Raw genomic sequence first — 18,032 nt, forward strand, 5'->3', positions numbered from 1 at the left:
CTACATTATTAAAAAACCGACTAAGTTTAAAAATAATATTGCATTGAGATTAAGCAGTCGGGGATTACCTTCTAAAGTGATCTAGAAAAAATTTAAAGGGATTACAATGAACAGTCTAATATCCCTTTGTCTTTTTGAAAGAAACCTATTCACAAATTATTAAACATCTAAATAACAAGAAAAAATGAAAATGACACAAAAGAAATTATTTAAACAAGCCCCATTACCATTTATCGGGAAAAAACGAATGTTTTTAAAACATTTTGAAACAGTACGGCGAAGGGTGGACGATTATCGATACATTCGGCGGCAGCGGTTTACTAAGCCATACTGCCAAATGACTAAAACCAAAATCCCACATCATTTACAATGACTTTGACGGCTATGCTGAGCGATTAGTACATATTGATGACACTAACGCATTATGCGCTCAACTTTATGTTGCTGCTATCGGTCCAAAAACAAACGTATGCTGAAGGAATAGAAGGCTGAACTCGTCAAAATCATTCAAGACTTTGAGGGATATAAAGATTTAAATAGCCTATCAAGTTGGTTGTTATTTAGTGGAGAGCAAATTGCAACACTTGATGATTTATTCCACCACGCACGAAATTCTTCCAAAATATTTTGCGCTAAGCTATCTCGTCCCGGGCAATCAGCATGTAGAAAACCGATTTGTGGATCTAACCCTATACCTTGCAATGCTCCACTGATGTCTTTTCCCATAATACTATGAAGAAACGAAAGCAACGCATTCACACCGTCACGAGACGGACAGCGATTGCGTCCCTAAAAACAAAAACCGCTATTCTCTTTAATCAATATTGCTTTAATTACTCCTCCGTAAACTTTAATTCAAATGGATCATTTAATACCTGCGCGGGTATTGCTCGTATGGTTCCTCAAAAAATTCTTTCCTAAAAGGCATATATTTATAAAATATCATATTGCTTTCTCATACTATCTAAGAAATTATTGCTGTTTAACCCCCCCCCCTTCGAGCTATCCTTTTCCAACAGCCGCGGTTGACAGAGGTCGATTAGCGAGCAAGCTTTGCAGCGTTTACTGTATTCAGGTAGAGGTGTTGTCCCGCTGTCTAAAAGTGACCGCACTTCGGCAATAGTGACAAGGGTTTTCGTGCGTGTAATTCAGGGGAAAAATGATCGGCAAACGGTGGCTGGTTTGCATACACCACAACGCCCCTTTGTCAATAGTTTGCCCTGTCATTTCTTCTAAACATAATGCTTAGGCGCAAAGCTGAATTTCATCAATCGGTTTAGGCTTGCCACGTTTGTATTCCACAGGCCTTAATTAGGCCGTCTTGAGATCTAGATCGACCAAATCCAAAATACCACTAATACCCAATTTTTTCGCTGCAACGTAAACCATTTGTTCAAAGAGAATCCCTTTGCGAACTTCTGGCTAGCTCGAATCTACCCGCTCTAGCAACGCTTTGCCTTGTACGGTCAGAAAATTTATTCAAGGACCGTCAAATACAATTAAATACAACATAATTCCTAGTTCTTTATATTTCTCATTTTAAGTGGTTGAGTACAGTGATTTTCCATTTTATACCTCATATTTTTTAGCTATCATCAATTTATTAAAGTGTAAGATTTCTATTCATAGCGTAATTATTTGATATCAACCTAATCAAAGATATTCTCATCCCCTAAATAAGAAAAAGTGCGGTCAAAATCAACTACATTTTCCAATTTAATGATATCCCGCCAAGCCCTTCCGAATCCATTTATCAAAGCCGTCATAATCCACCAAAAAGGCATCGTGTCCATAAATAGAAGGGAATTCGTGAAAAACGAAAGAAACATCACTTTGTTCTAAAAGCTGTTTACTTTTGTGTAAATCCACCGATTTGAAAAGTTGATCGGTGGTGACGGAAACCAGCGTATAACGTGCTTTTATACGGGAAAGCGCGGTTTTGGTATCGCCATAACCAAGGCTTGGATCATACATATCCAAAGCACGTAACAAATGAAGATAGCTGTTGGCATCAAAACGCTGGAGAAACTTTTTACCTTGATAGCTCAAGTAAGATTCCACTTGGAAATAATCGCCCCAAAAATCACCTTCCGATTTAGTGGCACGCCCAAATGCCTTGGCAAGCTGTAAATCCGTGCGATAAGTCAACATTCCCAACATTCGGGCAATGGATAGTCCTTGATCCGGCGGCGTACCGTCATAATAATCGCCACCATTAAAATTCGGATCGTTAATCACCGCCTGACGCATTACGTGGTTGAAACCAATGGCTTCCGCACTGAAAAAAAGTGACGAGCATAGATTTACAATGCCATCCATAAAATCAGGAAATTCAATCCCCCATTGTGTCGCCTGCATTCCACCAAAAGATCCGCCAATCACTGCTTTTAAGTGGGCAATGCCAAGATGATCAATCAGGGCTTTTTGCACCCGTACAATATCTTGCACCGTAATATTCGGAAATTGGCTGCCGTAAGGTTTATTGGTCTTTGGATTAATGGAAGCAGGGCCGGTCGTGCCTTTACAACCGCCCAATACATTTGAACAAATAAAGAAATAACGGGAAGTATCTAAAGCCAGCCCCGCCCCCATAAAATGTTGCCACCAACCGTCTTGTTCTTTATTTGGAAAATAGGGTTCGGCATCACCGGTGAGGGCGTGGCAAATAAGGACGGCATTAGTTTTCTCGGCATTCAATGTTCCGTAAGTTTGGTAAGCCACGTTGATTGGCGAAAGCTCGCCCCCAAGCACAAGCTTGAGCGGGTTGTCTTGAAAAAGCACCACATTTTGAACAGTCATTGAAAACCTATTACACAAACCAAGAAATGCCCCAATTATCAACAGCACATTACCTTTGTCAAGAAATTTTAGCCGTCTAAACGGCTAAAGAAAAATACCAACCGAAATCCCAATCATCGTAATAAAGACAAAATTCAACTTGAACTTATCACGCTTTTTCATTATGTTACGCCAACACATTCGCTTTCAAAACACTGCAAAAAATGACCGCACTTTCTTCCCTCAGCTCTCTCTTTCCTCTCAGAAAAATAATTCGGGCGATATGTTGTGTCGGTGCATTTTTGTTATTAGCCTGCCTCATTATCGATCAAGGTGTCAGTTTTTATGTTCGGGATCGTGTGTTTGAAAAAGTAGAAGATTTACCCTATCGCCCTTATGCCGTGGTGCTTGGTACTTCAAAATATGTGGCAACAGGAAAAACCAACGATTATTACACCAATCGACTTGCTGCGGCGAAAACACTCATTGAAAATCAAAAAGTCAGTTATCTGTTGTTAAGCGGTGATAATCGCACAATGCAATATAATGAGCCTCGCACTATGCGCAAGGATTTACGCAAAATGGGCATTGCGGAAGATCGGCTTTTTCAAGATTTTGCCGGTTTCCGCACGTTAGATTCTGTATTGCGTGCCAATAAAGTGTTCCAAGTGCCTTCTTACACGATCATTAGCCAAAAATTCCATTGTGAACGCGCCCTTTTCATTGCCAAATATTACGATATCAACGCCATTTGCTTCACCGCAAAGCAACCTGAGGTGTTCTTTGCCACCCGAGTGCGGGAAATGTTCGCCCGAATTAAGGCTATATTTGATTTACTTACGGGGGTTCAGCCTTATTTTCTGGGTGAACCGGAGCCACTTCCTCTCCCTGAAAATCATTAAAATTTATCTAAATTTCCAATCGTGAATTGATGTTTTTTTAATTAAAACAATTTTTATGGGCTTTTTTAGGGAATAGAATTGACAATTTTTTATGAAATCGCTATTTCTATACCCCTTGCAAATACAATATCAAAACATCAAACTTTAGGAGTCCTCTATGTCTCATTTATCCGTTGCTAAATTTGGCGGTACTTCCGTTGCCAATCACGCTGCAATGACCGCTTGCGCCAAAATCGTGATCGCCGATCCCAATACCCGAGTCGTGGTGCTTTCCGCTTCCGCCGGTGTAACCAATCTTTTAGTCGCCCTTGCCAATGGTGTTGAGGCGGAAGAACGCAGAAAATTGGTGGGCGAAATTCGTCAAATTCAAGAAAATATCTTAAATGAACTCAAAGACGACAGCCGAATTCGCCCTATTATCGAAAAATACCTTGAAAATATCGAATCCCTTTCAGAAGCCGCCGGTCTTGCTACCTCACCGGCATTAACCGATGAATTAATCAGCCACGGCGAAATGATGTCCACACAAATTTTTATTGAGATCCTGCGTGAACAAAATGCGAGCGGAACTTGGGTGGATGTGCGAACTATCGTGGCAACAAACGATAACTTCGGCAAAGCCGTACCAAACGACAAACAAACCCAAGCCAACAGCGACAATATTTTGAAACCTTTAATCGATCGTGGCGAATTAGTGGTGATACAAGGCTTTATCGGGCGTGAAGCCGGCGGCAAAACCACCACATTAGGTCGTGGCGGCAGCGACTACTCCGCCGCCTTATTGGCGGAAGTATTAAATGCCAAAGATGTGTTGATTTGGACGGATGTGGCAGGCATTTATACCACCGATCCCCGCATTGTTCCAACGGCACAACGCATTGGCACAATGAGCTTTGCCGAAGCCGCTGAAATGGCAACTTTCGGGGCGAAAGTGTTACACCCTGCTACTTTGTTACCGGCGGTTCGCAGTAATATTCCGGTCTATGTGGGATCAAGCAAAGCACCACAAGACGGTGGCACTTGGGTAACCCGTGATCCGCAACCCCGTCCTGCCTTCCGTGCCATTGCCCTACGCCGTGATCAAACCTTATTAACCCTTTCCAGTCTAAGTATGTTGCACGCCCAAGGATTTTTGGCAAATGTCTTTAGCATTTTGGCAAAACATAAAATCTCGGTAGATACCATCACGACTTCGGAAGTCAGCATTGCCTTAACCTTAGATAAAACCGGTTCGGCATCTTCCGATGCGGAATTACTTTCCGGTGAATTATTGGAAGAACTAAGACAATATTGCACGGTAAAAGTGGATACGGGATTATCCCTCGTGGCACTGATCGGCAATGATCTGCACATTGCCGCAGGCGTGGCAAAACGTATTTTCGATACATTGGAATCTTACAGTATTCGTATGATTAGCTATGGCGCAAGCACCAACAATGTTTGTATGTTGGTACAAAGCGAACACGCAGACGAAGTCGTTCGCTCACTGCATAAAGCATTGTTTGAATAAAATATTGTTTTAAAATTTATCACTTAAATTAAAAATCGGAATTGATGCATTGCATAATGCAAAAATGATTCCGATTTTGCCGTGTTATATGGATATTGTGTAATGAAAAGCCGTGTCCTTAATTATTTGATTTGGAGATAGGAACACGAGTAGCACGTCCCGACTAATCACCGTTATTTTCCCTTTATGGGTTCGCGACATAATACGGCAATTTTATTACTTTTGAACGCTTAACTTTTTAACCTTATAAAACAAGATAAAAAGGAAATTTTGAATGACATCTTTACAGAAAAAATCAAAACTAAAAACACTTGTCATTTCGACCGCACTTTGTGGTGTGATTGGCTATGCCATAAGTTATGGTATTCATCCCAAATGGAAAATCGAAGCGGAAATTACCCGCCCGACCTTATCTGAACTGGGTAATTATTATGGGCTATTTTCAATGTATCATTTGATGCAGGGGGAAAATAAAGCCGATGATCAGATTCCTACTTTTGTGTTCCAACATTTTACCGAACAGCTTGTTTCGTACGATAATGTGAAAGACTTTTGGCAACATTCAGACTACTACAAACAAAATTCTTCCGCTCAAAATAATAATGAAAAACAGGATTCTTTATTAGCGGATTTAATTGAAGGAACACAATTTCGACCAATGACGGCTAAAAGCGGAAAAATCAGCCTTACCCTAGATGATCCGACACAATTAGAGAGCTTATTAACCGCATTTGTTGAGCACACAAATAATGCAACCCAAAAGCAAATCTATGACGAACTGATTCTTCAATGGAAAAATCTCTTTACTCAAGTGAAAACTGCCGCTCAACTAAATCTGGGTAACATTTATTATGGTAACACGATGGGAAATCAAGATTGGCAAGGAAAACTGAATATGATGAAATCCGTCAGCCCCCTTGATGAAAAATTAACAGCCTTCCACTTTACCAAACAGCCTCAACATCCCGCGCCACAAGCACGACTTAGTTGGGGAGGAATGGGGGCAGGCATTGGCTTCTTATTAGGCTTGGTGAGTTTTTTATTTCGCCGCAATGAAAAAAACAAACCTTAATGCCAAATTGAATGAGATAACCGTAAGAAAATACTGGCAAGCCATAGCAGAATAGTTTAGCATAGCGGGTTGTGATTGACGCTCAACCAACGTGATTAAAAAGCGTTTCTGTTCGCCATCTCAAAGTCATAATCTTATTTCCTCATTCGTGGGAAATGTCAAATTCGTTAGCCTACAACGTAATTGTGAACAATAAATATTTGATGCGGTGTCTTACGCCGGCATTAATGAGAATTAACAAAAGTAGGATTGAGAATTTAACCGCGTCAAAAATAAAAATTTGACTATTCATTTAATCTTTTAACCAATTAAAAAGGTGAAATTATGGGAAAAAGTGTTGCTGTCCTAGGCGCTCAATGGGGCGATGAAGGTAAAGGCAAAATCGTTGATTTATTAACGGATCGCGTAAAATATGTTGTACGTTATCAAGGTGGTCACAACGCCGGTCATACGCTTATTATTAACGGCGAAAAAACCGTATTACGTTTAATTCCTTCCGGTATATTACACCCGAATGTAACCTGTTTAATCGGTAATGGTGTGGTACTTTCTCCTGCCGCATTAATGCAAGAAATGGGAGAACTTGAAAGCCGTGGTATTAACGTGCGTGAACGTTTATTGATTTCCGAAGCCTGTCCACTCATTCTGCCTTATCACGTTGCAATGGATCACGCCCGTGAAGCGGCACTTGGTAAAAAAGCCATTGGCACAACCGGTCGCGGTATTGGCCCGGCTTATGAAGATAAAGTGGCACGCCGTGGCTTGCGTGTGGGTGACTTGTTCGATAAAGAAGCCTTCGCGGAAAAACTCAAAAATATTCTTGAATACTACAATTTCCAACTGGTGAATTATTACAAAGTTGAAGCAATTGATTATCAAAAAACCTTAGATGAAGTGATGGCGGTTGCCGATACGATCACCGCAATAGTCGCGGATATTACCACCCTATTGGATACTGCCCGCAAAAATGGCGACAACATTTTATTTGAAGGTGCGCAAGGTACGATGTTGGATATCGACCACGGCACTTATCCTTATGTAACCAGTTCAAACACTACTGCCGGTGGTGTGGCAACCGGTGCAGGCTTTGGCCCTCGTAATCTTGATTATGTTCTTGGTATCATCAAAGCCTATTGTACCCGTGTGGGCGGTGGCCCATTCACAACGGAATTATTTGATGAAGTGGGCGCGGAAATTGCCCGTAAAGGCAATGAATTTGGTGCGGTAACCGGTCGTGCGCGCCGTTGTGGTTGGTTTGATGCCGTTGCGATTCGCCGCGCGATTCAACTTAACTCCATCTCCGGTTTCTGTATGACAAAATTAGACGTCTTAGACGGCTTTGATGAAGTTAAAATCTGTGTTGCCTACAAAATGCCAAATGGTGAAATTGTAGAATATGCACCACTTGCCGCCAAAGATTGGGAAGGCGTAGAACCTATTTATGAAACCTTACCGGGTTGGAAAGAAAACACGTTCCGTATCACTGATGTAAATAAATTGCCGCAAAACTGCTTGAACTACATCAAACGTATTGAAGAAGTGACCGGAGTACCGGTGGACATTCTTTCTACCGGCCCTGATCGTGTGGAAACAATGATTTTACGTGATCCATTCGGAGCGTAATTTAAACATCTATTACAGGGGCGTAATAAAAACGCCCCTTTAATATTTCATCCTCAAAATCCTATGAACACGCAAGATATCATTCATTATCTGAAAACCCATCCCGATTTTTTCACACAACACCCTAACTTGTTAGAAACACTTACACTCCATCATCCACATAAAGGTGTAATATCCTTGGTTGAGGCGCAGTTAATGCAACAACGCCGCCAAATTGGCACACTCACTTCGCAACTTGAAAAACTACACCAACTCGCCATTCAAGAATCGGATATTTTCTTCGCATTAATGCCGTTACAAAAGAAATTATTTCAGGCACAAGATTTTCTTTCCGCAGAGAGAAAAATAGATCAATGGGCAAAATCTTACGAATTAGAGGGGGCGAAAATTTTGCTGTTCACCGACAGTTGGGAAAAAGAGGAAAAATTGTCGGCGCAATATTGGATTGATCGCAACGCCTTTGAAATTATTCGGTTAGAACGCTTAGGCTTACGCCAATTTTATTTGGGGGATTTAAGCAACAAAGAAAAATCCCTTATGTTTTTGCCGGAAGAATTCCCCATTGGTTCGGTGGCTTGTTGTCTGCTCGGCACAAAAAACACCCATAAACCGACCGCACTTTTGCTCTTTCGTTCACGTGATACCCAACGTTTTCATCACGGACAGGATGTTTCCTTTCTTAAACATTTGGTGGATATTGTGGATATTCATTTGGAAAGATGGCTGATAAAAAAAGAAGGGAAGATTTAAATTTGCCGTATTAGTGATGAAATTATGGGGAATTTAAAAAAGTAGAGACGCCACGTTGGCGCCCCAACCATTCACATTATTTCCTCTTTAAGCATTTGCGACAAATACCGCTTTTTTTGACCGCACTTTAACTCAAAAAGCCTGAAATATAGGAAATAATGGTTTTCACACTCAAAACACCCATTACGATAACCACTAACCAGCCCATTATCGTCATCCACATTGGGTGTTTATAATCGCCCACAATATTTGAGCGATAGGCGGCAAGTAAAATAATACCAAGTGCAAGAGGTAAAATTAAACCGTTTAATGTTCCGACAAACACCAATACTTGAGCCGGTCTGCCAACGGTTGCAAGCACAAAGGTTGAAACCACAATAAAAGCGATAATCCATTTATTTTTATGCGTGCTGATTTTTTCGTTAAAACCTGAAATGAAAGAAACGGAAGTATAGGCTGCACCGATGACAGAAGTAATGGATGCCGCCCAAATCACAATGCCGAATAAGATACTACCCAAATTGCCTGCCACATATTGAAAAGGTGTTTCCGCCGGATTTTTCGGGTTCAATGCAATTCCTTTACTCACCACGCCCAATACCGCTAAGAAAAGCACAATTCGCATCACTGAGGCGATTAAAATGGCTGAAACCGAACTACGGCTCACTTCCGGCAATGCCGCTTTTCCTTGAATACCGGCATCTAATAAACGGTGCGCACCGGCAAAGGTGATGTAGCCTCCAACCGTGCCGCCGACAAGCGTAACAATTGCAATAGGATCTAATTTTTCCGGTAAAAATGTGTGATGAATGGCTTGTAGAACAGGCGGTTGCGTTTTAAAGGCAACATAAACCGTTAAGGCAATCATAATAAATCCCATTAATTGGGCAAAACGATCCATTAAAATACCGGCATCTTTACTTAAAAAGATCAAAATCGCAAAAATACCGCTGATCACCGCCCCCATTTCAAGTGAAATACCTAAAATAGAATGAAGCCCTAATCCCGCTCCTCCTACATTGCCAATATTAAAAGCCAGTCCTCCCATTACAATAAGCAATGCTAACAAATAACCGGCAGCGGGAAATACCTGATTGGCAATATCTTGCGCACGTTTACCGGAGACGGCAATAATACGCCAAATATTAAGTTGCGCCCCAATATCCAACAAAATAGACAGCAATATGACAAAGCCAAAACTGGCGAGTAATGTATGGGTAAATGTCGCCGTTTGTGTCAGAAATCCCGGCCCAATGGCAGATGTTGCCATCAAAAATGCCGCTCCTAATATTGCATTTCTGCGTTGAGAAGTTGATGCCATAAATGACCTCCCTAATGATGTTGTGTTTAGTCGTGTTTTATTTTGTTGTGATATGATGTTTTTTAAATTCCGCCACGATACGTTGAGCAAATGCTAAGGCGTGTTGATTATCACCGTGCAGGCAAATACTCTCCGCTTTGACAGGAATCACTTTCCCATTTATTGCCGTCACCGTTCCCTCTTTCACCATTTGTAACACTTGGGCGATGGCTTCATCATCGGATTCCACCATTGCATTCGGCTGCGTTCTCGGCACCAGTGAACCGTCTTCTAAATAATGGCGATCGGCAAAGACCTCCGAGATAGTTCCCACCCCTTCTTCTTCGGCAATTTTCAACATTAGGCTTCCTGCCAAGCCCATTAATTTTAATGAAGGATCGAACCGGTAAACCATCTTGGCAATTAAAGCCGCTAAGTTTTCATCTTTTGCGGCTTGGTTATAAAGTGCGCCGTGCGGTTTTACATAAGCAATAGATACGCCTTCCGCCCGGCAAATTGCCTGTAATGCCCCCAACTGATAATTAAGATATGCCACCAATTCTTGTGGCGCAAATTGCATTGCTGTTCGACCGAAATTTTCACGATCAGGAAAGCCGGGGTGCGCCCCAATACGTACTTGATTTTCTTTGGCAAATTTGACCGCACTTTGCATTGCCACGGCATTGCCTGCGTGCAATCCACAGGCAATATTGGCAGAAGAAAGCAGGCTTAATAAAGCCTTGTCATACGGGAAACCTTCTGCAAGATCAGCATTTAAATCAACGTGTCGCATCAACAATTCTCCTAATATGGTTAAGATAAACTTCATTTTGGCGGCGATATTTTGTGGCTTGAGCCAAATTCACCATTTCAAATTTAACGGTTGACCCCAACCGAATTTGTGCCAATCGACCGAGATCCGCGTCAATAATATTGGCAATTTTGGGGTAGCCCCCCGTAGTTTGGGCATCTGCCATTAAAATAATCGGCTGACCATTTGGCGGCACTTGCACTGTCCCAAACTGAATAGCGTGCGATAACATTTCCAAAGGTTTCATTAATTCCAGCGGGTCACCTTGAAAACGGTAGCCCATTCGATCAGAATTACTTTGCAATGTCCATTTTCCCTGCCACCAATGGTATTGCGATTTCCGTTTGAAATCGTCATATTCGGAAGACGGCACGGCGTAAATCGTATCTTTTAAGGGAATAGGTGCTACCGCCAATTCACATAATTTTCGACTATCAGAATATGTTTTTAAGCCATCGCCTTGCTGCAAATAACGCCCTGCCACCCCGCCTAAGGTTGCACGAATATCTGTCGCCGCAGAGCCTAACTCCAACGGCACATCAATCCCTCCCTGTACACAAAGGTAGCCATACATTCCGATTTTCGCACGGTGTAATGTCAGAATTTGTCCTGCTTCGGCATAATAACGGCAATAGGCATAAATCGGCTTATCATCAAGGTTCATTTCATAAAAAGCACCGGTAACACAAAACGCCATACTTTTTAAAAACTTTACCCGAACACTGCTTAATGCAATTTCAATCGCCGCACAATTCGGATCGTTCCCCAACAATAAATTTCCTGCCTGTAACGCCAATTTATCCATTGCACCGCTATGACTAATGCCCAAATGCCGATAACCAAAACGCCCTAAATCCTGCACGGTCGCGCGGGCTTGAATTGCTAAAATTTCAATCATCATTCCACCCCTGCTACAACAAATTTCACCTGATCACCGGCTTTTAATAAGGTGGGTTGGGGATGATGTTTATCAAAAAGGGAAAGTTCGGTATAACCAATTAACTGCCAACCGCCCGGTGAAGAAAAAGGATAAATACCCGTTTGGCTTCCGCCAATACCTACCGAACCTGCCGGTACCAGCGTTCTTGGTGTTGCTCGTCTTGGTGTGTGTAGGGATTCGGGTAAACCGCCTAAATAAGGAAAACCGGGCTGGAAACCGATCATATAAACGGTGTAAAGAGGCGCACTATGCATTTCAATAATCTGCTCCGGTGTCGTGTGATGAAATTTGGCAACCTCACATAAATCTGCACCACGTTCTCCCCCATAAATCACCGGAATTTCAACAATTTTAGATTCACTTGGCGAGGCTTCCAATGAAAACCAAGCCTGCTCCAATTGTTCAATTAAAGGAGAAAAATCAAGTAAAAAATCCGTGAACACCGTAATGTTATTCATTCCGACAACAACATCAAAAATGTTTTCCTGTTGTGATAAATAATCGGAAAAAGCCCATAATTTACGTTGTTGGGAAAGATTGGCGGGCGGATTTAAAATGCAAACCAGTGCATTTTCACTAATGGGGGTTATTCGCATAAAAAATCCTATTGTTAGATTGCTTTTGATAAGTTTTATTAATCCAATCTTTTACAAAATTTTAACAACTAATGTCAATAGAGTTCAGAAAAAATAATTTGTGATCAAGATCTCATTCTTGAACATTGGCTTTTCTGTGAAAATTTTAAATCGCATATAATTTCAAAGGCTATTTAAAAAAGAAAAGGGAACAAAATGAAAACATTAAGTGAATTTATTGTTGAACGCCAAGCGGAATACCCAAGTGCAAAAGGTGAATTGAGTGGAATTTTGTCATCCATTCGCCTGCTGGCGAAAATTATTCACCGTGATATTAACAAAGCGGGGTTAACCAGTATTTTAGGGCAATCCGGTGTGGAAAATGTGCAAGGAGAAAGCCAAATGAAATTGGATCTCTTTGCGCATAATACGATGAAAGCCGCCCTAATGGCACGTGAAGAAGTGGCGGGTTTTGCCTCTGAGGAAGAAGAAAGTTTTATTGCCTTTGATACCGAACGGGGACGTAATGCAAAATATGTGATTTTAACCGATCCCCTTGACGGTTCATCTAATATTGATGTGAATGTTTCTGTGGGAACGATTTTCTCGATTTATCGCCGCATTTCCCCCATCGGCACACCGGTGACCTTAGAAGATTTCCTGCAACCGGGCAATAAACAGGTCGCCGCCGGTTATATTGTGTATGGTTCTTCGACAATGCTGGTTTACACCACCGGAAATGGGGTAAATGGTTTTACTTACGATCCTTCCATTGGCACGTTCTGCCTTTCTCACGAAAATATGCAAATGCCAAAAGAAGGGAGAATTTATTCCATCAATGAAGGGCAATACCTCAAATTTCCACAAGGGGTGAAAAAATACATTAAATACTGTCAAGAAGAAGATAAAGCCACCCAACGCCCTTATGTATCCCGTTACATTGGCTCGCTTGTAGCAGATTTTCACCGCAATTTATTGAAAGGCGGTATCTATATTTACCCAAGTGCCACCACCTATCCAAAAGGCAAATTACGCTTACTTTATGAAGGAAATCCAATGGCGTTCTTAGCGGAACAAGCAGGCGGACTGGCAACAGATGGCTATCGCCGAATTTTAGATATTGAACCCAAAGAATTGCACGAACGCGTGCCATTATTTGTTGGTTCGGAAGAAATGGTGAAAAAAGCACAAAAAATGATGGAGGAATTTAAAGAGGATTAACCGGCGAAAAGTAAAAGTGCGGTCGGTTTTATTAAAATTTTAGATCCATTCTTCATTTAATTATAGGGACAGGATGCGCGTGTCCTTCTCTAAAAATCAAATAATTTCATCAATAAGTAAAAAATTAAGTTTTGATGAATTTGTAGGGACGCCACGCTGTCGTTCTGAATGTTAATTTATTGAAATTGCTTGGTTTTTTGATAAGGACGCGAGCATCGCGTCCCTACCAATCACGTTATTTGGCGTTGTATGGTGGGTGAAAATTTTGATGAATTCGTAGGAACGCCACGCTAGCGTCCTAAATGTTAATTTATTGAAATTGCTTGATTTTTTGATAAGGACGCGAGCATCGCGTCCCTACCAATCACGTTATTTGGCGTTGTACGGTGAGTGAAAATTTTGATGAGTTTATAGGGACAACACGCTGGCGTCCTAAATGTTAATTTATTGAAATTGCTTGATTTTTTGATAAGGGGCGCGAGTATCGCGTCCCTACCAATCACGTTATTTAGGCGTTGTGTGATGAGTGAAAATTTTGATGAATTAGTAGGGACGACACGCTGGCGTCCTTAGTTAATTCATTGAAATTGATTGATTTTTTGATAAGGACGCGAAGTATCGCCTCCCTACTTTTTCTCTTTGCTTCATTCATTGTGTCGCTGTTGCATAATTTAGAAATTTTAAAATTCATCCTAAATTGACCGCACTTTTCCGCCGGATAACTAATCCCGTTTTCGGGTCAAAAGCCACCAAATAATCACAATGAACAATAGACTTGGAATCAATGCCCCGAACATTGCCGGCATATTGTAAACCACACTGAGTTGTCCGAAAATTTCGTTCACCACATAAAACAGGAAGCCAAAACAAATGCCCGTGACAATTCTCGCCCCTGCCGTCACACTTCGTAAAGATCCGAAAATAAAGGAAAGTGCCAACATCATCATTACGCCAACCGAAATAGGTTGGAAAATTTTACGCCAGAAGATTAATTCAAAACGGCGGGCGTCTTGTCCTGTTTCTTTCAAAAAAGCGATATATTCATATAATCCGCTGATTGAGAGTGAAGTCGGACGCAAGGAAACTGCACCCAATTTATCCGGCGTTAAATTGGTTTCCCAACGTTCGGATAAGCGATTTGTATTAGATATTTGTTCTGTACCAATTTGTGAAAGACTGACTTGGCGGAGTTCCCATTTTCCTTCTTCAGGCAAGTAAGTCGCTTGATTGGCGTGTTTTAGACGAATCAATGTGCGATTGTTGTCAAAGGTGTAAATATAAATATCATTGAGCTTTGCTTCTTCCGACACCCTACGTACAAAAACAAAATTATCCCCATCTTTTGCCCACACGCCATTTTTTACCGAAAGCATTGAACCGCCGGAAACCGCTCTTGCACGCATATCACGGGCAAATTGTTCCGTTTGTGGAATACCCCATTCGCCAATCACCATCGTTAAAATCACTAAGGGTAAGGCGGTTTTCATTACCGCCAAACCAATTTTAAAACGGGAAAATCCTGCCGATTGCATTACTACCAATTCACTACGTCCTGCAAGCCCGCCAAGAGCAATTAATGCCCCAAGCAATGCCGCCATCGGGAAAAAGGTTTCCACATCTTTCGGCATGGTCAAAAAGGTGTAGGCAACCGCCTGTAACACATCATAAGTACCTTTCCCCACGCTTCGGAATTGTTCAACAAATTTAATAATCGCCGACAAGCCGACAAGCGTTAAAAGTGTGGCAAAAATTGCCCCTAAAATGCTTTTACCGATATAACGGTCTAAGGTATTCATTATCATTTGGCTTATCCTTTTCGGCTAAAAAGACTGCGGAATTTATACATCGGCGCACTATCCCAAGCGTTTAATACAATACCGAGCAATAAGAAGGCAATATTGACAAGCGGCATAAACATTGCCGCATCCAATTTATCGGCAGAACCGGCGGATTTGAGCGAACTTTGCAATAAGAAATAGATAAGATAAAGCAAGAGTGCCGGTAAAATCTTCGCAAAACGCCCTTGACGAGGATTCACACGGCTAAGCGGTACGGCAATTAATGCCATTAACGGCACGGCAAATACCAACGAAATACGCCAATGTAACTCTGCTCTTGCGGCTGAATTGTTTTGTTTGATTAATTCATCTAATGACAAGGTTGCCGCTTCGTCCGATTTGTTCTCGGAAGCTTGATAACCTAAATAGGCTTGATAATCATCAAAATGAGTAATACGAAAATCCGGCAATGCGGCAGTGCCTTCTACCCGTTGTACATTTTGTAAATTTAATACCTGATCACCATTTGGCAAGGCTTTCAACTCACCTTTCTCTGCGGTTACAACAGAAGGTTTGGTTTGTCCTTTAGGGGCAGTTTGGAACAAATACACATCATTAATTTGACTGCCTTTAATGCTCTCAATAAATAATACAAAATTACTGTTACCGGTGGACATAAACTGCCCAGAAGAAAGCGCCCCCATTGTCGGATTGGCTTTGGCATCTTCCACAATCGTACTTTGCTTTTGAATCGCCCAAGGGGAAAGCCATAACGCATTGTAAGCCGCTAATCCGGCGGTGAATAAGGAAAGTAATAAGGCAACACGAACCAAAATTCGCTGCCCCACGCCACAAGCACGCATTACGGTAATTTCACTTTCTGCATATAAACGCCCGAAAGTCAACAAAATCGCAATAAATAAACACAATGGCAACATCAACTGCGCCATTGCCGGCATTCCCAATCCTAACAAAGAAAACACTAAATCTGCCGGCACTTTGCCGTTTGCGGCAGAACCCAATACCCGCACAAGTTGCTGAGAAAAGAAAATCACCAATAAAATGAACAAAATCGCCACTTGGCTTTTGAACACTTCTTTTGTTAAATATCGCGTTAAAATCATCTTATTTCGTTGTTGCCTATCGTTGAAATCAAGAGGGGGAAAACCAACTGCCCCTAGCTAAAATCGGTCGCGTATGATACCTTATTTTCGCTGATTTAAACAGACAAAATAAGGAAATCAAATGAAATATCAAGCAAAATCAACCGCACTTTCGCAAGCTGCCGAATGTATTCTTATCGGCGTTTATGAGAACCACGAATTTTCAAAAAGTTTCAGTGAAATCGACCACGCCACACAGGGCTATCTCAACCGATTAATTCAATCCGGCGAACTGACAGGCAAATTAGGTCAAACCGTTTTATTGCGTGATCTGAATGGTATTGCGGCAAAACGTGTTCTGATTGTCGGTTGCGGCAAAAAAGGCGAATTGAACGAACGCCAATATAAACAAATCATCCAACACACCTTAAAGGCATTAAAAGAAGCAAACATTCACGAAGTTGTGTCTTATTTAACGGAAATTGAACTGAAAGATCGCGATCTTTACTGGAACGTACGCTTTGCCATTGAAACAATGGAACACGCCAATTACCAATTCGATCAATTTAAATCTCAAAAAGCAGAAGCTAATAGCCTGACAAGTTGCATTTTTAACACCGATTGCACACAAGCCCAACTCGCCATCACACACGCTCAAGCTATCGCCTCCGGCGTGAAAGCTGCACGTGATATTGCCAATATGCCACCGAATGTATGTAATCCTGCTTACCTTGCGGAACAAGCGAAAAATTTAACCGAAAAATCAACCGCACTTTCCCTTGATGTGATTGATGAAAAAGCAATGGCAGAACTGGGTATGAACGCTTATTTAGCCGTGTCTCGCGGTTCGGCAAATCCTGCCTATATGTCCGTTCTTCACTTCAACAATGCCCCCGATAAAAACGCCAAACCTATCGTGCTTGTGGGCAAAGGCTTAACCTTTGACGCCGGCGGTATTTCCCTAAAACCTGCGGCGGATATGGATGAAATGAAATACGATATGGGCGGTGCGGCTTCCGTATTCGGCACAATGAAAGCCATTGCGGAACTCAATTTACCTTTGAATGTTATTGGCGTACTTGCCGGCTGCGAAAACTTACCGGACGGCAATGCTTACCGACCGGGAGATATTCTTACCACAATGAACGGCTTAACGGTGGAAGTGTTAAATACCGATGCGGAAGGTCGCCTTGTACTTTGTGATGCCCTCACTTATGTTGAACGTTTCGATCCAACATTAGTGATTGATGTAGCAACCTTAACGGGGGCTTGTGTCGTTGCCTTAGGACAACACAACAGTGGTTTAATCACAGAAGATGAAAATCTGGCTGAAGATTTACTCAACGCCGCCCGCCAAACTCACGATAAGGCTTGGCGTTTACCGCTAAGTGAAGAATATCAGGAACAGCTCAAATCGCCTTTTGCCGATCTTGCCAATATCGGCGGACGTTGGGGCGGTGCAAGCACGGCTGGCGCATTTTTGTCTCATTTCACCAAAAAATATCGCTGGGCGCATCTTGATATTGCCGGCACAGCGTGGTTACAAGGGGCAAATAAAGGGGCAACGGGTCGTCCGGTATCTTTATTGACACAGTTTTTGATTAACCAAGTGAAATCATACTAAACGTTGTATCCGGACAGAATGGAGATAAATAAACAAAATCCCCAA

Annotated in this window: 14 protein-coding genes and 3 pseudogenes; 8 read left to right on the plus strand and 9 right to left on the minus strand. The window is 41.8% G+C overall.

Features of this window, described 5'->3' with window-relative positions; genetic code table 11:
- Window positions 1-190: 190 nt before the first annotated feature.
- A pseudogene (locus BKL49_RS12675) lies at window positions 191-598 on the plus strand (hypothetical protein); the annotation flags it as partial.
- On the opposite strand, the pseudogene BKL49_RS05650 reads toward BKL49_RS12675, so the two are convergent.
- The 3 genes and pseudogenes from BKL49_RS05650 to metX form a co-directional block, all read right to left on the minus strand.
- Window positions 508-822: pseudogene (locus tag BKL49_RS05650) on the minus strand (CRISPR-associated endonuclease Cas1); the annotation flags it as partial. The pseudogenes BKL49_RS12675 and BKL49_RS05650 sit on opposite strands and share 91 nt — an antisense overlap.
- 110 nt (window positions 823-932) lie before the next feature.
- A pseudogene (gene cas4 / locus BKL49_RS12900) lies at window positions 933-1,476 on the minus strand (CRISPR-associated protein Cas4); the annotation flags it as partial.
- Window positions 1,477-1,716: 240 nt separating this feature from the next.
- Entirely contained in the window at window positions 1,717-2,799 is a 1,083-nt protein-coding gene (metX, locus tag BKL49_RS05660; protein WP_077423633.1) for a homoserine O-acetyltransferase MetX, read from the minus strand.
- Between the two features lie 203 nt (window positions 2,800-3,002).
- On the opposite strand from metX, the gene BKL49_RS05665 reads away from it, so the two are divergent.
- The 5 genes from BKL49_RS05665 (at window position 3,003) to BKL49_RS05685 (ending at window position 8,635) form a co-directional block, all read left to right on the plus strand.
- A complete protein-coding gene (locus tag BKL49_RS05665; protein ID WP_077423634.1) occupies window positions 3,003-3,680 on the plus strand; it encodes a SanA/YdcF family protein in 678 nt (225 codons plus the stop codon).
- Between the two features lie 157 nt (window positions 3,681-3,837).
- Entirely contained in the window at window positions 3,838-5,190 is a 1,353-nt protein-coding gene (gene lysC / locus BKL49_RS05670) for a lysine-sensitive aspartokinase 3 (protein WP_077423635.1), read from the plus strand.
- 274 nt (window positions 5,191-5,464) lie between these two features.
- Window positions 5,465-6,262: a hypothetical protein gene (locus tag BKL49_RS05675; RefSeq protein WP_077423636.1), complete on the plus strand. Its 798-nt coding sequence runs from the start codon at window positions 5,465-5,467 to the stop codon at window positions 6,260-6,262.
- A 324-nt stretch (window positions 6,263-6,586) separates the two neighbouring features.
- Complete coding sequence (gene purA / locus BKL49_RS05680; protein ID WP_077423637.1) at window positions 6,587-7,885, plus strand: adenylosuccinate synthase; 1,299 nt, start codon at window positions 6,587-6,589, stop codon at window positions 7,883-7,885.
- A 63-nt stretch (window positions 7,886-7,948) separates the two neighbouring features.
- Window positions 7,949-8,635, plus strand: coding sequence for a DUF484 family protein (locus BKL49_RS05685; RefSeq protein ID WP_077423638.1), 687 nt, complete (start codon window positions 7,949-7,951; stop codon window positions 8,633-8,635).
- A 127-nt stretch (window positions 8,636-8,762) separates the two neighbouring features.
- Here the strand turns inward: BKL49_RS05685 and BKL49_RS05690 are convergent, their stop codons facing one another.
- From BKL49_RS05690 to pxpB, 4 genes are read right to left on the minus strand one after another with little or no spacing between them, the layout of a single operon-like run.
- Window positions 8,763-9,956, minus strand: coding sequence for an NRAMP family divalent metal transporter (locus tag BKL49_RS05690; protein ID WP_077423639.1), 1,194 nt, complete (start codon window positions 9,954-9,956; stop codon window positions 8,763-8,765).
- Between the two features lie 37 nt (window positions 9,957-9,993).
- Window positions 9,994-10,728, minus strand: coding sequence for a 5-oxoprolinase subunit PxpA (pxpA, locus tag BKL49_RS05695; RefSeq protein ID WP_077423640.1), 735 nt, complete (start codon window positions 10,726-10,728; stop codon window positions 9,994-9,996).
- Window positions 10,715-11,644: a 5-oxoprolinase/urea amidolyase family protein gene (locus tag BKL49_RS05700; protein WP_077423729.1), complete on the minus strand. Its 930-nt coding sequence runs from the start codon at window positions 11,642-11,644 to the stop codon at window positions 10,715-10,717. Before BKL49_RS05700 ends, pxpA begins: the two co-directional genes overlap by 14 nt.
- The gene (gene pxpB, locus BKL49_RS05705) at window positions 11,644-12,282 is read right to left on the minus strand and encodes a 5-oxoprolinase subunit PxpB (RefSeq protein WP_077423641.1); all 639 of its coding nucleotides are present in this window, start codon (window positions 12,280-12,282) and stop codon (window positions 11,644-11,646) included. Before pxpB ends, BKL49_RS05700 begins: the two co-directional genes overlap by 1 nt.
- A 195-nt stretch (window positions 12,283-12,477) precedes the next feature.
- Here pxpB and fbp point away from each other — a divergent pair, with 195 nt between their 5' ends.
- Window positions 12,478-13,482 (plus strand): class 1 fructose-bisphosphatase, encoded by a 1,005-nt coding sequence (gene fbp, locus BKL49_RS05710; protein WP_077423642.1) that lies wholly within the window; start codon window positions 12,478-12,480, stop codon window positions 13,480-13,482.
- Between the two features lie 722 nt (window positions 13,483-14,204).
- Here the strand turns inward: fbp and lptG are convergent.
- Complete coding sequence (gene lptG, locus BKL49_RS05715) at window positions 14,205-15,278, minus strand: LPS export ABC transporter permease LptG (RefSeq protein WP_208607806.1); 1,074 nt, start codon at window positions 15,276-15,278, stop codon at window positions 14,205-14,207.
- Window positions 15,279-15,289: 11 nt separating this feature from the next.
- Entirely contained in the window at window positions 15,290-16,384 is a 1,095-nt protein-coding gene (gene lptF, locus BKL49_RS05720) for an LPS export ABC transporter permease LptF (protein ID WP_077423643.1), read from the minus strand.
- 121 nt (window positions 16,385-16,505) lie between these two features.
- Here lptF and BKL49_RS05725 point away from each other — a divergent pair, with 121 nt between their 5' ends.
- The gene (locus BKL49_RS05725) at window positions 16,506-17,987 is read left to right on the plus strand and encodes a leucyl aminopeptidase (RefSeq protein ID WP_077423644.1); all 1,482 of its coding nucleotides are present in this window, start codon (window positions 16,506-16,508) and stop codon (window positions 17,985-17,987) included.
- Window positions 17,988-18,032: the final 45 nt, after the last annotated feature.

Origin of the sequence: Rodentibacter myodis (genome assembly GCF_001999305.1) — a bacterium.
GTDB classification, from domain to species: Bacteria; Pseudomonadota; Gammaproteobacteria; order Enterobacterales; family Pasteurellaceae; genus Rodentibacter; species Rodentibacter myodis.

Excerpts from the sequence above, each read along its gene's own strand:
- metX (WP_077423633.1), bottom strand. The coding sequence starts at position 2,799 with ATGACTGTTCAAAATGTGGTGCTTTTTCAAGACAACCCGCTCAAGCTT.
- BKL49_RS05665 (WP_077423634.1), top strand. The coding sequence starts at position 3,003 with ATGACCGCACTTTCTTCCCTCAGCTCTCTCTTTCCTCTCAGAAAAATA.
- lysC (WP_077423635.1), top strand. The coding sequence starts at position 3,838 with ATGTCTCATTTATCCGTTGCTAAATTTGGCGGTACTTCCGTTGCCAAT.
- BKL49_RS05675 (WP_077423636.1), top strand. The coding sequence starts at position 5,465 with ATGACATCTTTACAGAAAAAATCAAAACTAAAAACACTTGTCATTTCG.
- purA (WP_077423637.1), top strand. The coding sequence starts at position 6,587 with ATGGGAAAAAGTGTTGCTGTCCTAGGCGCTCAATGGGGCGATGAAGGT.
- BKL49_RS05685 (WP_077423638.1), top strand. The coding sequence starts at position 7,949 with ATGAACACGCAAGATATCATTCATTATCTGAAAACCCATCCCGATTTT.
- BKL49_RS05690 (WP_077423639.1), bottom strand. The coding sequence starts at position 9,956 with ATGGCATCAACTTCTCAACGCAGAAATGCAATATTAGGAGCGGCATTT.
- pxpA (WP_077423640.1), bottom strand. The coding sequence starts at position 10,728 with ATGCGACACGTTGATTTAAATGCTGATCTTGCAGAAGGTTTCCCGTAT.
- BKL49_RS05700 (WP_077423729.1), bottom strand. The coding sequence starts at position 11,644 with ATGATTGAAATTTTAGCAATTCAAGCCCGCGCGACCGTGCAGGATTTA.
- pxpB (WP_077423641.1), bottom strand. The coding sequence starts at position 12,282 with ATGCGAATAACCCCCATTAGTGAAAATGCACTGGTTTGCATTTTAAAT.
- fbp (WP_077423642.1), top strand. The coding sequence starts at position 12,478 with ATGAAAACATTAAGTGAATTTATTGTTGAACGCCAAGCGGAATACCCA.
- lptG (WP_208607806.1), bottom strand. The coding sequence starts at position 15,278 with ATGAATACCTTAGACCGTTATATCGGTAAAAGCATTTTAGGGGCAATT.
- lptF (WP_077423643.1), bottom strand. The coding sequence starts at position 16,384 with ATGATTTTAACGCGATATTTAACAAAAGAAGTGTTCAAAAGCCAAGTG.
- BKL49_RS05725 (WP_077423644.1), top strand. The coding sequence starts at position 16,506 with ATGAAATATCAAGCAAAATCAACCGCACTTTCGCAAGCTGCCGAATGT.